The 12,827-nt window shown below is 53.9% G+C and carries 14 protein-coding genes and 1 tRNA gene; 5 read left to right on the top strand and 10 right to left on the bottom strand.

The window, feature by feature from the left end:
* Window positions 1–182: 182 nt before the first annotated feature.
* Window positions 183–1,157: a DMT family transporter gene (locus WA429_RS19895; RefSeq protein WP_287466383.1), complete on the bottom strand. Its 975-nt coding sequence runs from the start codon at window positions 1,155–1,157 to the stop codon at window positions 183–185.
* 474 nt (window positions 1,158–1,631) lie between these two features.
* Here WA429_RS19895 and WA429_RS19890 point away from each other — a divergent pair, with 474 nt between their 5' ends.
* Complete coding sequence (locus WA429_RS19890; RefSeq protein ID WP_147250651.1) at window positions 1,632–1,871, top strand: hypothetical protein; 240 nt, start codon at window positions 1,632–1,634, stop codon at window positions 1,869–1,871.
* Window positions 1,872–1,965: 94 nt separating this feature from the next.
* Here WA429_RS19890 and WA429_RS19885 read toward each other — a convergent pair whose 3' ends face one another.
* Window positions 1,966–2,919 carry a DUF547 domain-containing protein gene (locus WA429_RS19885; RefSeq protein WP_287466382.1) on the bottom strand — a complete coding sequence of 318 codons (954 nt, stop codon included), beginning with the start codon at window positions 2,917–2,919 and terminating at the stop codon, window positions 1,966–1,968.
* 169 nt (window positions 2,920–3,088) lie between these two features.
* Here WA429_RS19885 and WA429_RS19880 point away from each other — a divergent pair, with 169 nt between their 5' ends.
* Entirely contained in the window at window positions 3,089–3,994 is a 906-nt protein-coding gene (locus tag WA429_RS19880; RefSeq protein ID WP_287466381.1) for a putative metalloprotease CJM1_0395 family protein, read from the top strand.
* A gap of 10 nt (window positions 3,995–4,004) precedes the next feature.
* Here the strand turns inward: WA429_RS19880 and WA429_RS19875 are convergent, their stop codons facing one another.
* The 7 genes from WA429_RS19875 to WA429_RS19845 all read right to left on the bottom strand — a co-directional run bounded on the left by WA429_RS19875 (window position 4,005) and on the right by WA429_RS19845 (window position 7,811).
* Window positions 4,005–4,397, bottom strand: coding sequence for an ester cyclase (locus WA429_RS19875; protein WP_101247628.1), 393 nt, complete (start codon window positions 4,395–4,397; stop codon window positions 4,005–4,007).
* Between the two features lie 10 nt (window positions 4,398–4,407).
* Entirely contained in the window at window positions 4,408–5,451 is a 1,044-nt protein-coding gene (gene pyrC / locus WA429_RS19870) for a dihydroorotase (protein WP_287466380.1), read from the bottom strand.
* A 94-nt stretch (window positions 5,452–5,545) separates the two neighbouring features.
* Window positions 5,546–5,983, bottom strand: coding sequence for a hypothetical protein (locus WA429_RS19865; protein WP_170310271.1), 438 nt, complete (start codon window positions 5,981–5,983; stop codon window positions 5,546–5,548).
* Window positions 5,947–6,141 (bottom strand): hypothetical protein, encoded by a 195-nt coding sequence (locus WA429_RS21450; protein ID WP_353799167.1) that lies wholly within the window; start codon window positions 6,139–6,141, stop codon window positions 5,947–5,949. Before WA429_RS21450 ends, WA429_RS19865 begins: the two co-directional genes overlap by 37 nt.
* A gap of 93 nt (window positions 6,142–6,234) precedes the next feature.
* The gene (locus tag WA429_RS19855) at window positions 6,235–6,393 is read right to left on the bottom strand and encodes a hypothetical protein (protein WP_170310273.1); all 159 of its coding nucleotides are present in this window, start codon (window positions 6,391–6,393) and stop codon (window positions 6,235–6,237) included.
* A gap of 250 nt (window positions 6,394–6,643) precedes the next feature.
* Entirely contained in the window at window positions 6,644–7,153 is a 510-nt protein-coding gene (locus WA429_RS19850; protein ID WP_170310274.1) for a hypothetical protein, read from the bottom strand.
* 581 nt (window positions 7,154–7,734) lie between these two features.
* Window positions 7,735–7,811 (bottom strand) — tRNA-His (locus WA429_RS19845).
* Between the two features lie 338 nt (window positions 7,812–8,149).
* Here WA429_RS19845 and WA429_RS19840 point away from each other — a divergent pair.
* On the top strand, window positions 8,150–9,151 hold the full coding sequence (locus WA429_RS19840; RefSeq protein ID WP_101247631.1) for a Gfo/Idh/MocA family protein: 1,002 nt from the start codon (window positions 8,150–8,152) through the stop codon (window positions 9,149–9,151).
* A 129-nt stretch (window positions 9,152–9,280) separates the two neighbouring features.
* Here the strand turns inward: WA429_RS19840 and WA429_RS19835 are convergent, their stop codons facing one another.
* A complete protein-coding gene (locus tag WA429_RS19835) occupies window positions 9,281–10,453 on the bottom strand; it encodes an aminotransferase (RefSeq protein ID WP_287466379.1) in 1,173 nt (390 codons plus the stop codon).
* Window positions 10,454–10,935: 482 nt separating this feature from the next.
* Here WA429_RS19835 and WA429_RS19830 point away from each other — a divergent pair, with 482 nt between their 5' ends.
* Together WA429_RS19830 and glnA are read left to right on the top strand one after the other, a co-directional pair.
* Window positions 10,936–11,274, top strand: coding sequence for a P-II family nitrogen regulator (locus tag WA429_RS19830; protein ID WP_007091888.1), 339 nt, complete (start codon window positions 10,936–10,938; stop codon window positions 11,272–11,274).
* A 62-nt stretch (window positions 11,275–11,336) separates the two neighbouring features.
* On the top strand, window positions 11,337–12,746 hold the full coding sequence (gene glnA / locus WA429_RS19825; RefSeq protein ID WP_008890688.1) for a type I glutamate--ammonia ligase: 1,410 nt from the start codon (window positions 11,337–11,339) through the stop codon (window positions 12,744–12,746).
* The last annotated feature ends 81 nt before the right edge of the window (window positions 12,747–12,827 follow it).

The following is a 12,827-nucleotide window of genomic DNA, read 5'->3' as shown; positions in this document are numbered from 1 at the left end:
GTGACCTCTTAAACGCTTGATCAGAAATGATTCAATCGGCGTGACATGCACCTGTTTTCAAGCACATGCCGGACCAGAAAGGCGGAAAGTATCAGGTTTGTCGCCCACAAACAATATTGACAAATCCCGACATTCCACGTTGGGCGATAAAGTTCGGCTTTTATCGCGATTTTGTGTTTTTTCTACGGATTAGACTTGCTTTTTTTACGATCGGGACTGTCAAGAACTGGCGCGATCGGGTCACCTTTGACGCCATCAACGCCCGTCCGCGTTACCGTGCGCCCAAATCGCAATTGCGATGCGGCAATCCCGCATAAAATGATCACCAGTGCCACCAGCGCATTGGACTGGGGCACTTCGCCCAGCACGATAAAACTGATCAGAACCCCCACTGCCGGCACCAGATAATTGTTAAACACCAGGAAACTCGCCCCGGCCACCGCAATCAGATGCAGGATCATGAACATGGCAATCCCGGTCGGGAACATGCCCAGATACATGATCGATATCGCCGCCCCAAGGTCCCATTCCATGGTCCATGGCCGATCAATGATCAGGGCAAAGGGCATCAGCATGAGGGCTGCGAAACTCAGGATCACTGCGGTCGACCCGATGCGCGGCTGATCGCGCAGATTGCGTGCGACCAGCGACGAAATCGCATATCCGACCGCAGCCACCAGAATGGCCAACTGAAACAGGAATTCGCCCCCCAGCCCCGAAAGCGTTTCCGGACCGACCAGAACAATCACGCCAATGGTGCCCATGATCACCCCGATCACCTTGCCCAGCGTCAGCTTTTCATCAGGGGTAAAGAAATGCGCAAGAACCACGGTGGTCAGCGGCACGGTCGACATCAAAATGGCTGCAAGGCCCGCATCGACGCGAATTTCGCCATAACTGATCAGAAAGAACGGAATGGCATTACCAACAAGGGCAACCATGAATGTCGATATCCAGGCCCGCCGCCCGCGCGGCATTTCGGATTTGCGGATCAGGGCAAAACACCACAATACAAGGGCCGCAAATGTCAGCCGCCCGCCCGCCACCACCAGCGGGGAATAGGCATGAACCCCGATCTTGATAAAGGTGAACGAACTGCCCCAAATCATCGCCAGCAGCAACAGCAAGCCATATTCACGAATTCCCGGACGTGTCATGTTCCCAGCCTATTTTCGCCATAGTTTTTGGGCTTTATCACGGTTGCGATCAAACCGGCATCCAGCGTTAGAGGCCAAATACCAAAGAATCAAGAAAATAGAACCCCGACAGCCCAAAGGCTGGCGCGATGCCCCTTTTATGGGGCTGCGCATCGGGACCCAAACCGGCCGGGCCCGAACCACCCGGCCAAGACTGAAAAGCCACGACAGAAAAACATCAACCCAACAGGATAGAACCAGAACACCCGGCCCTGTCCGGACCACACAGCCAAAAGATGCAGATTTCCGGGTTTTATACGGTCAGCAAGGTACGGATTTTTGATTGCCACTGCCCGGTGATTTTCACCGAACACCAAGGCAGATCAATGCAGCAAACCAGCAAAAGTGGAAAAAAGTAAAATCGGCGCAAGTTTTTAGTTGCGAATGATTTGCAATAGCACTACATTACACGCAACAAAAAGACCAGGATACGAGATGATGAGTTACGTTGATCAGGAATTGTCGATTGAAGACATGCTTGCCGACCCGATCGTGCAGACATTAATGCGCTATGACGGCATTTCTGCCAGTGACGTTCGTCACACGATCGAGCAGGTAAATCAAAATCGCGCCCAAAAGGCCGAGGCGGCCCTTCCCGGGACGCACCATCACAACCGGTTGCACTGGGGTGCCCCCCATGCCAACACCAGCCGCCTGCGCCACAACGCGGCCTGATCGTGCCGGCCTTGCCACCGGGCGCCATCAAGCGCGCCCGGAGATCTGATCGTGATCCTTGGGCAATCGGCGCGCGTGAATTGCCGCGCCTTTGTCAGGATTGCGGTGCGTTCAGCGCCCAGTCATATTCATCGTCGGAAACATCAAACCCGCCGATATGATCAAGCTGTGCGGTCAGCTCGGGCCCGGCAAAGGTCAGAAGATGGGCGACGAATTGCGCATCCCCCGCCCCGAAATCATCCCGATACCAGTCATACAGACTTGAAATCACAAAGCCGCCATCGCCGTCACTATGGATGGCGCGCGCATGGTTGATAAAACCGCGCGCGGCCTGATCAAGCTGGCTTTCGATCCGTTTGGCATCATAGGCATCGCGCGCCAGCGCTGGACAGCCAACCGATGCACAATTGACCGCATAGTGAATGCGCGCATCCTGCCAGATCGGGCGCAGGATCCGGTGTTCGATATCATCAAGTGACAAGGTCCGCCCTTCGATACGGACAAGCTTTTTACCCCACGGGCCCGATGCGAACAGGCCCGGCGAAATGTCGATATCGCGGATCGATGCCACCGGATAATGATCAAGCACCACCTTCACGGTCAGCGCGTTATAAAGATTGATCCAGTATGCCATCTGCTCGGCCCGGTTAAGGCGACTGACCGATATATCGACCATCTGGTCTATATAATGTGCAACCGCATAAATCCCGTTTGCGCGCTCCGACAAGGCACGCTGGTAATCAAATGTGGTCACCCCGGCTTCGGGCTGATCGACAAACCGGTCAAGAACCCCCTGCCATTCCGAATGATCGACCATGATCGTGCTTTGCGGATCGTAAACCTGCCAGTCCGGCCACAGATCGGCCTTTGGCGCGGCATTGACCGCCCCCGGCATCGCAAGCATCACCATGACAACAAGCACAGACGCAAGGTTGGCCAGACCAGGAAATCCGGGCAATCCGGCGCGTCGAACCAGACGCCACAGACCGCACAGGTCGCAAAGACGGCAATGGCCGGAAACAAATGGCAAAAGGGGCAAAGAACGCATAACCGCAAAACCGTTTCGTCAGTGATACAGGATCAGGCAAGCGCCTGTCGGCTTTTGGAACAGCTTACAGTGTAACCCGTTTCAGCACGTCACAGCCTCATCAAACCGGCGTGATCACGGGAACCTGCTTTATGTACTTTTAACCCCAAGTTGGGTTACACTATCACCCATGATACAGGCAGGTGCAATACAGGTCATCCCCGGGAGTGGTGGGCAACTTGGCCAGATTATTGCCACACGCGCCCTGCCCGGCTCCGGGAGCCAGCCGCCGACCAGCGGGTCGGGCGGAACGGGCGCGTCTGCGCCACAAACCATGCCAGCCGCCGTCGCCCTTGTCCCGCTTGCCAGCAACACCCCCGCGCCCAACCCGTCACAAACCGGATCGACCACCCTGTCACGGTCGGGGCCGTCCGGTTCCCTCGGATCGACGGAGGGAACGGCCAGCAGCCCAGAACCCGCGCAGCCATCACCCCCGCCGCCCTCAACCGCACCGGTCAACCGGGCCGCATCGGTCATCACGGTTATTCAGCAACTTGATCCCCGCGATATTGCGGGCGAACAAACGACCGGGGAAACAGACACCCAAAGCCCGACCGAACGCCAGCAACAGGAACGCGAAGACACCCCGAAAAGCGCCCGGCAACCCACCGCCAACCCGGCCCTTCTGACCGCAAGCGAACGCGAAATCGTCCAGCAGCTTCGCGCCCGCGACGCCACCGTCAGAACAGAGGAAGAAAGTCATCAGGCCCTTGCCGGGGCAAATGCCGGCATGATCACCTATAGCTATACCGCCGGGCCTGACGGGCGGCTTTATGCCACCGGCGGCAAGGTCAGCATCCGCCCGCTTCAGGGGCTGGACGGTATCGCTGCCATCGCCAATCAGGCCGCGATATCGCGCGCGGCATCGGTGCCGGGAAGCTCTGCGGCCGACTTCAATGTCGCCAAGGGTGCATCAATGAATATATCGGCAATGATTTCGGCACAGGCCTATGCGGCAGCGGAAAGCTACCGCGCGACCATCGGGCTGAATATCGGGCTGAATGCCGCACCGGGATCGGTCGACCTTCGCGGCTAATCAGCCGTCATCATCGGGCAATCTGTGCTTCGACCGCAAGCTTATCAAGGAGCGAGCGCACATTCACGATCTTGCCATCGCGAAATTCGTAGAACACATTCTCCGAAAAGGCGACCTTCCGACCATTTACCGCAAGCCCAAGAAACTCGCCCTTTGGCGAGCACTCAAAAGCCAGCACGCTTGCAACATGGGTTTCATTGGCAACCAGCAAATCAATATTGAACCGAAGATCGGGAATTTCCCGATAATCACGCTCAAGCATGGCGCGATAGCCCGACAAACCAACATGCTTGCCGTTGTAATGCACATCGTCGCCAACATAATCACCAAGGCGATCCCAATCCTGCGCATTCAGGCAATCGATATATCCGCGGTAAAGTTCTTCCAGACGCCGGGCGTGCATAAAACGCCCCCTATGCGTAATGCCAGAAAATATCAAAGCCCGGATTGAACACCGTGACCGGACCGTCGCCGGTTTCGATCTTGGCGGGGAATTTCGCCGGTTCCGCGCGTTTTTCCAGCGTGATCTGATCACCGTTTAGCGGCAGACCATAGAATTGCGGCCCGTTGATCGAGGCAAAGGCTTCAAGCTTGTCAAGCGCGCCTTCCTGCTCGAACACATGGACAAGAAGCTGCACGGTGTTGTTGGCGGTAAAGATACCGGCACAGCCGCAAGGGCTTTCCTTGCGATCATCGGTATGCGGGGCTGAATCAGTCCCCAGGAAGAAGCGCGCATCGCCCGATGTTGCCGCCGCACGCAGGGCCAAACGGTGCTTTTCACGCTTGGCAACCGGCAGGCAATACATATGCGGATGAATGCCGCCGACCAGAATGGCATTACGGTTAATGATCAGGTGATGCGTCGTGATGGTCGCGCCCAGATTTTTGTCATTGGCTTTGACATATTCAACGCCGTCTTCGGTCGTGATGTGTTCCATCACCACACGCAGTTCCGGCAGACGCTTGCGCAGCGGATCAAGAACCCGGTCGATAAACACCGCTTCACGATCAAAGATATCAATATCCTCATCGGTGACTTCGCCGTGCACACAAAGCGGAATACCAAGCTCTGCCATCCGCTCAAGCGCCGGCATCGCATTATCGAAATTGCGAACCCCGCTGTCGGAATTGGTGGTTGCCCCGGCCGGATACAGCTTCAAGGCGGTGATCACACCGGCCTTATATCCTTCCTCGATATCATCGGGATTGGTGCCCTCGGTCAGATACAGGGTCATCAGCGGGGTGAAATCATGGCCTTGCGGAATGACTGCGGTGATGCGGTCGCGATAGGCCACGGCATCAGCAGTTTTGACCACCGGCGGCACCAGGTTCGGCATGATGATCGCACGGGCAAAATGCTCCGACGTCTCGCCAATCACACCTTTGAGCATCTCACCATCACGCAGATGCAAATGCCAGTCATCCGGACGGCGAAGGGTAATGCGTTGTGTCGACATGTGGCGATCTCCTGGCAACCATTGAGCCCCGTTTGGGAATATGGAGGGTTTCCTAGCAGATTGGGTGGGAGTTGGGAATGTCAAAGAGACACTATCACCGCTTCACTTTGTAATGAATAGCTGTCCAGCAATTTCTACTGGCATCATGCAGAAATTCGAATGGCCATGTGAACGGGCCGGACTTCGGCAACTGCAGATCACCGCCATTCAGAAAGTATGTAGCTTCTTCTTCGCTTGAGAAATCAAACGCTGCTGAACTTACGCATGCTCGCTTTTCATCATCGCTCAGTGGGCTACCTGCAATAATTACATTCACATGAAGTGCAACAATCACAATAGTGGTTGCGAACAAAAATCCCGCCAGAGTTACAAGTTCAAAGAACCAATTGTATGTAGTCGGAATTGCAGCTCCATCTGCCTCAGCAAGACTTTTGTTGATCCTAGACACGACCAACAGCAAACAAATACCAAGTGCAGAGACCGTAGTAGATCCACTCAGAGCCAATGCCACAGGGAAGTACAGCACAGCCAAATAGTACTCCCCACCAATACAGGAGCAAGGGCTGAGAAAAAGAAAGTCACGTTGCCCAATATCAACAAAGCCGGCATCCCGGTTGGCAAGCTTGACCTAAGCACCAGTTTGCTGCCATCAGGGACGATCTTCATCAGGGCTTGTGCGGCTTCCACCACGCCGCCGATGGTGGTGACCGCCAACTCCTGCACCACACCATCAATCGGGGCGCGCAGGACCTACTGATCGCGGCGGCGTTCGACCTTGATACGTTACTGCACCAATGATCCGCATTCCTGATCAAGCCGCGCGCGCTCGTCAAACAGGTTTTCTTCAAAGTCCGCCAATGTGCTTTGCAGCCGTTCCTGTGCCATGGCGATATCGGCATTGGCCTTTTGCACATCAGCCTCAGCAGCTTCGTCAACTTGCACTGAAACTTTTGCAGCCGCCGAAGAACTAGAATCTCCGCTTTCATTACCCCCGCCGGGGTAATCGGAATAAGAAGGGTTGTTGGGTGACTTAGTTTCACTGACAGACCGACCTCCGCGAACACTATCTCGCGACGCCCTACCACCGGACGAGTGCCCCCAGAACTTCCTGAACTACTTGACGCACCACCTTCCATTTAAATACCCCCTCCCCAATTCACACTTAAAAATAAAAAATTTTACCTGGCACAATCTAATCTTCAATATACTTAAAACCTTGAAATGTTTCGTAAAACTCACTCAAACACGAGTCATATGAAGAGTAACTTCCATCAAAAACAAACATATTAAATGAATAAACGAATCTATTTTCGTTATATATCACCCTAATAATACAATCACTATGATTATCAACATAGTCATGATTATAAAATAGCTCATTTGTTGCTCTTCCGGAAGAAATCATAGAATCAATAATTTCATCTTCACTTTGAATTGAAAAAACAATTGCATAAACAGGAACAACTTCACCTGGATTAATAAAATTAAAATAACCCCTATACTTTTCATTTATTTTATAAATTTCCGATATATTAGTACCAACATCCAGTATTGACACCACGTCAATTGGCGCGTGATCTGCAACCAGCAAATTTTCTTTTTCGGAAATATTTCCCTCTAAATCAACGTAGTACACCTTTGACACAGCCGCGCCTGAGTGAACCCACGCCACAAAAAAAATAACTAAAGGTAGAATTTTCACTCTATTACACCCTTCCAATACATTGATCCGCACCTCGCCCCTACCTTTCCCTCAAACTCTCATCCCGATACCACAACATCGGACCAAGGACATATTCCAATAACCGACGCTCTCCGGTACGAATATCTACTGTAACGGTCATACCGAGTTCGTTGCTACCATGATGAAAGAACATGGAGTGACACAAACATGACGCCTGAGGCGAAAAGAACAAAATGGCTAACGCCCGGGCTCAAGTTAGCGGTAGGAGCCCCTGCATGAGCGCACCGTTATTTCTGACATCACAGCAAGTTTCTAACCGTTGGGCGCAGGCGGGTATTCTTGGAAGATGCAATAAGCCTATTTCGACTGCGACCCTGGCTTTCTGGCGGAGCGAAGGCACAGGCCCCAAACCTGTGAAGGCTGCTGGCGCAATCCGATACGGCATCAAGGCTTTGCGGCAGTATAAACGAGAAAACTTTGGGCAGGAATGTGACGTCATGCCAAATTCCGACGCCCCCGGATAGCGCAGTTTTTTGCTACCTATTTGCTACCTAAACCAAAAAAGGCTTAGAGGGTGAACCTCTAAGCCTTTGAATTTTTGGGGCGAGTGATGGGACTTGAACCCACGGCCCCCAGAGCCACAATCTGGTGCTCTAACCACCTGAGCTACACCCGCCATCGTGTGGCGCGGTTTATATGGCCCGTGGCCCCCAACGTCAAGCGCATATTTTCACTTTTTTCCGCTGATTTTTCCCAAGCCCTTCAAAGCGCCGAATTTTGCGGGCTTGGGCGATGTGGTGGTGGTTTGGCTGGTGAATTCTTCATACAAATTCGCCGACCTACCCGTCTGAACATCTTGCATGTCGGGCCACATGCCTTAATTAATCGGGGTCACGAACTGAACCGCAAAACAGCGTGCAAAACCATGCATATATGTATTTGCGGATTGCCGGCACCCGATGGTTGATCTTGGGGCAACCGGCCACAAAACAGAAAAACAGACGGAGTATCGGAATGAAGTGGGGCGTTATCAGCACCGCCAAGATCGGCACGGAAAAGGTCATTCCGGCCATGCAGGAAAGCGACAAGCTTGAAATTCTGGCGATTGCCGGACGTGATCTTGAAAAGACCCGCGAGGTCGCCGAAAATTTGCGTATTCCGCGTGCCTATGGCTCCTATGAGGAGCTTCTGGCCGACCCGTCAATCGAGGCGGTTTACAATCCCCTGCCCAACCATCTTCATGTCGAATGGACGATCAAGGCGCTGGAAGCAGGCAAACATGTCCTGTGCGAGAAGCCGATCGGCCTTGATACCGAAGATGCCAAGCGCCTGATTGCTGCGCGCGACAAAAGCGGCAAACAGGTTCTTGAAGCCTTTATGGTGCGTCATCATCCGCAATGGCTGGAAGCCCGCAAGATCGTCGAAAGCGGTCAGATCGGCCAGCTGACCGCAGTGCAAAGCATCTTTACCTATTTCAATGCCGATCCGAACAATGTGCGCAACAAAAAGGACATTGGCGGCGGCGGGTTGCTTGATATCGGCTGTTATTGCGTTGTCGGCCCGCGCTTTGTCACGGCAAAGGAGCCGGTCCGCGTTGTGTCGCTGATGGACAAGGACCCGAAATTCGGCACCGACCGGCTTGTATCGGGGATGCTTGATTTCGGTTCGGGCCTTCAGGCGAGCTTTGTTTGCGGCACCCAGTCCGCCGCAGTTCAGCGCGTGCATATTCTTGGCTCTGAGGGCCGGATCGAAATCCTGATGCCGTTCAACCCGATCCCGGAAAACCCGGCAATCATCCGGGTTGGCGGGCAGAAACAGCCGGGCTTTGACGAAGCCCGCGAAATCAAATTCCCGGTCTGCAATCACTACACCCTGCAAGGGGAATCGGCGACCGCGATCTTTGCCGGTGAAAGCCCGGTCGATTATCCAATTGAAGATGCGATCATGAATATGCAGATCCTTGATGCCCTGGCCCGTTCGGCCAAGACCGGCAGTTGGGAAATGGTCAAATCCTGATCAGCAGGTATCGACCTTATTAAATGACAAAGGGCGCAAGCATCTGCTTGCGCCCTTTGTGTATCGACATATCCGGCACCGGCCAGATCACGACCCGGTCCCGGCACGACAGCGCACAGTAAGGCAGCCCTATTTGGCAAAGGCCTTTTTCATGCGGTCGATGGCATCCTGCATCTTTGTTTCTTCCTTGCAGAAGCAGAACCGCACGAAATGGCGCACGCCGCCATCTTCGCCCTGATAGAAGGCCGACACCGGGATAGCGACCACGCCGGCTTCCTTGATCATGATCTGACAGAATTCGACATCATCACAATCATAGCCAAGCGGCCGGAAATCACAGGTGATGAAATAGGTCCCCTGGGAATCCAGGACATCAAACCCGACTTCCTTGAGTCCCTTCATCAGGAAATCACGCTTGGCCTGCATTTCGGCGGTGAAGGTTTCGAAATATTCGTCATCCTTGTTCAGGCCATAGGCCACACCGTGCTGAAGCCCCGGCGGCACGGTAAAGACAAGGAACTGGTGCGCCTTTTTGATCGGCTCCATCAGTTTGGCACAGGCCGTGACATAACCGATCTTCCAGCCGGTCAGCGAGAATGTCTTGCCCGCCGATCCGATCCGCACGGTGCGATCATGCATGCCCGGGAAAGTCATCAGCGGTTTGTGTTTGCGCCCATCAAAGACCAGATGTTCATACACCTCGTCACACAGCGCGATGACGTCATGCTTGATGCACAGATCGGCAACAAATTGCAGTTCGTCGTCGCTATAGACCTTGGAACAGGGGTTCTGCGGCGAGTTGATCAGGATCAGCTTGGTTTTTTCGCTAAAGGCGGCGGCCAGTTCTTCGCGCGGCAATTCCCAGTGCGGCGGGGTCACGCGCACCAGTTTGGGAATACCGCCGGCCAGCTTCACCATCGGAAGGTAGCTGTCATAAAGCGGTTCGATCAGAATGACTTCATCACCCGGGGCCACCAGACCAAGGATCACGTCAGCCAGCCCCTCGGTCGCGCCGACCGCGACCAGAACCTCTGTTTTCGGATCCACATCGATGCCATAGAACCGTTTATTGTGATCGGCAACGGCCTGAAGCAATTCGGGCACCCCGGCAAGCGGCGGATACTGGTTGGACAGCTCCATGGTTGCCTTGGCGGCGGCCTCGCGGATATCGGACGGGCCGTCGGTATCGGGAGCACCCTGCCCCAGATTGATGGCCTGATGTTTCTGGGCCAGTTCGTTCATCACTTCAAAGATCGTAATACCGCCCGAAGCAAAAAGCGGGTTGCCGACAAATTCGGTCATGAGGCGTCCTTTATATTATATGCGCTCGCCGGATGGTGGCGTCCGGTTGCAGCCCGGCCCGTTCAGGCCATTTTATGGGTCATCCGTGCCGTACTATAATCGCCCAAAGGCAAATTGTTCGAGTCCATATATCAGACAGACCGATTAAAGGTCATCTGGCGCATATGCATGAGACAATTCACTCTTTTGCGGCAAATCCTGTCGCATGCCGGTATCATTCTGGCAAGGATTGAGCAATCCGGATCACTCTGCCCGGCGATGATGCAGGGCGTTTGCATATTTTTTGATCATTTTGCCTAAAACTCGATCACCTGCAATCAAGAAAATCTTAAAAATTTCATGGGTTTTGCTGGGTTTTCGCGCAAAGAATCCTTAGAATGCCACCGCGGACCAAACTTGGCATGGTCCGTGCAACAGACACCGTGCGAAGCATTACGCTTTCCGAGTTCTACGCAACTCTCGCAAAAAGCAGAGGGCGCTTAATGAAAAAGATCGAAGCCATCATCAAGCCATTCAAGCTTGACGAGGTAAAAGAGGCCCTTCAGGAGATCGGCCTCAAAGGGATTACCGTCACCGAAGCCAAAGGTTTCGGCCGTCAGAAAGGTCACACGGAGCTGTATCGCGGCGCCGAATATGTTGTGGACTTTCTGCCGAAGGTAAAGCTGGAAATCGTCGTTGAGGACACGCTGGTTGAGCGTGCGATTGAGGCAATCCAGCAAGCCGCTCATACCGGCCGTATCGGCGACGGTAAAATTTTCGTTTCCTCACTCGAGGACGCGATCCGTATTCGTACCGGTGAACGGGGCAACGACGCGATCTGATCGGTCTTGCCTGTCAAAGAACACCGTACGGTAACTAAATTTGAGTTTTAAAGGGTTGCATCATGTCTGACGCTGCTTCTGTACTTAATCTGATCAAAGAAAAAGGCATCCAGTTTGTCGATCTGCGCTTTACCGATACCAAAGGTAAATGGCAGCACACCGCGCAGGATATCTGCACGATCGACGAAGACGTCTTTGTTGACGGCATCATGTTCGACGGTTCGTCGATCTCCGGCTGGAAAGAAATTAACGAATCCGACATGATCCTGATGCCGGATCCGTCGACCGCTGTTGTTGATCCGTTCACCGCACAGCCGACCCTGATCCTCGTTTGTGACGTTATCGAACCGGCAACCGGCCAGGGTTACGAGCGTTGCCCGCGTTCGACCGCGAAACGCGCACTGGCTTACATGAAGTCGGCTGGCATTGGCGACACCGCATATTTCGGCGCAGAGCCGGAATTCTTCATGTTCGACGACGTTCGTTGGAGCACCTCGCAGGAGAGCATGGCTTACGCGCTTGACTCCGAAGAAGGTCCGTACAACACCGGCACCGAATTCGAAGGCGGCAACCGCGGCCACCGTCCGGGTCCGAAGGGTGGTTACTTCCCGGTACCGCCGGTTGACTCGGCAAACGACATTCGTGCCGAAATGGTCAACTACATCAACGAAATGGGCGTGCGTTGCGAAAAGCACCACCACGAAGTTGCACCGTCGCAGCACGAACTGGGTATCGCATTCGGCACCCTGATCGAACATGCTGACGCCGTTCAGGTTTACAAATACTGCATCCACATGGTTGCACACCAGTATGGCAAAACCGCGACCTTCATGCCGAAACCGATCTTCGGTGACAACGGCTCGGGCATGCACACCCACCAGTCGATCTGGCACGAAGGCAAGCCGCTGTTCGCTGGTAACGGCTATGCTGATCTTTCTGAAACCGCTCTGTACTACATTGGCGGTATCATCAAGCACGCCAAAGCACTAAACGCTTTCACCAACCCGACGACCAACTCTTACAAGCGTCTGGTCCCGGGCTTCGAAGCACCGGTTCTGCTGGCATATTCCGCACGTAACCGTTCTGCTTCCTGCCGTATCCCGTACACCGCTTCGCCGAAGGGCAAGCGCGTCGAGATCCGCTTCCCGGATGCCCTTGCCAACCCGTATCTCGCATTCTCTGCAATGCTGATGGCTGGCCTTGACGGTATCGAGAACAAGATCCACCCGGGCGAAGCAATGGACAAAAACCTCTATGACCTTCCGCCGGAAGAGCTCAAAGAAGTTCCGACCGTTTGCCGTTCGCTTCACGAAGCTCTCGACAGCCTCGATGCTGACCGTGAGTTCCTGAAGAAGGGCGACGTTATGACCGACGACCTGATCGACGCTTATATCGCGCTGAAAATGGAAGAAGTCGTTCGTTTCGAACAGGCTCCGCACCCGGTCGAATTCGACATGTATTACAGCGGCTAATTCCTTTCACCCGAAAGGAAGACGCGAAATATCGGAAACGCCCGGCCATCTGGCCGGGCGTTTTCATTTGTACATCTTCTT

Origin of the sequence: Thalassospira sp. CH_XMU1420-2 (genome assembly GCF_037029325.1) — a bacterium.
GTDB classification, from domain to species: domain Bacteria; phylum Pseudomonadota; class Alphaproteobacteria; order Rhodospirillales; family Thalassospiraceae; genus Thalassospira; species Thalassospira povalilytica.
The sequence above is the reverse complement of the archived record's forward strand: the minus strand, read 5'-3'. Positions and strand labels throughout refer to the sequence as shown.

What these genes read in the sequence shown, in the direction of transcription:
- WA429_RS19895 (WP_287466383.1), bottom strand. Translation starts at nt 1,157, where the DNA reads ATGACACGTCCGGGAATTCGTGAATATGGCTTGCTGTTGCTGCTGGCG.
- WA429_RS19890 (WP_147250651.1), top strand. Translation starts at nt 1,632, where the DNA reads ATGATGAGTTACGTTGATCAGGAATTGTCGATTGAAGACATGCTTGCC.
- WA429_RS19885 (WP_287466382.1), bottom strand. Translation starts at nt 2,919, where the DNA reads ATGCGTTCTTTGCCCCTTTTGCCATTTGTTTCCGGCCATTGCCGTCTT.
- WA429_RS19880 (WP_287466381.1), top strand. Translation starts at nt 3,089, where the DNA reads ATGATACAGGCAGGTGCAATACAGGTCATCCCCGGGAGTGGTGGGCAA.
- WA429_RS19875 (WP_101247628.1), bottom strand. Translation starts at nt 4,397, where the DNA reads ATGCACGCCCGGCGTCTGGAAGAACTTTACCGCGGATATATCGATTGC.
- pyrC (WP_287466380.1), bottom strand. Translation starts at nt 5,451, where the DNA reads ATGTCGACACAACGCATTACCCTTCGCCGTCCGGATGACTGGCATTTG.
- WA429_RS19840 (WP_101247631.1), top strand. Translation starts at nt 8,150, where the DNA reads ATGAAGTGGGGCGTTATCAGCACCGCCAAGATCGGCACGGAAAAGGTC.
- WA429_RS19835 (WP_287466379.1), bottom strand. Translation starts at nt 10,453, where the DNA reads ATGACCGAATTTGTCGGCAACCCGCTTTTTGCTTCGGGCGGTATTACG.
- WA429_RS19830 (WP_007091888.1), top strand. Translation starts at nt 10,936, where the DNA reads ATGAAAAAGATCGAAGCCATCATCAAGCCATTCAAGCTTGACGAGGTA.
- glnA (WP_008890688.1), top strand. Translation starts at nt 11,337, where the DNA reads ATGTCTGACGCTGCTTCTGTACTTAATCTGATCAAAGAAAAAGGCATC.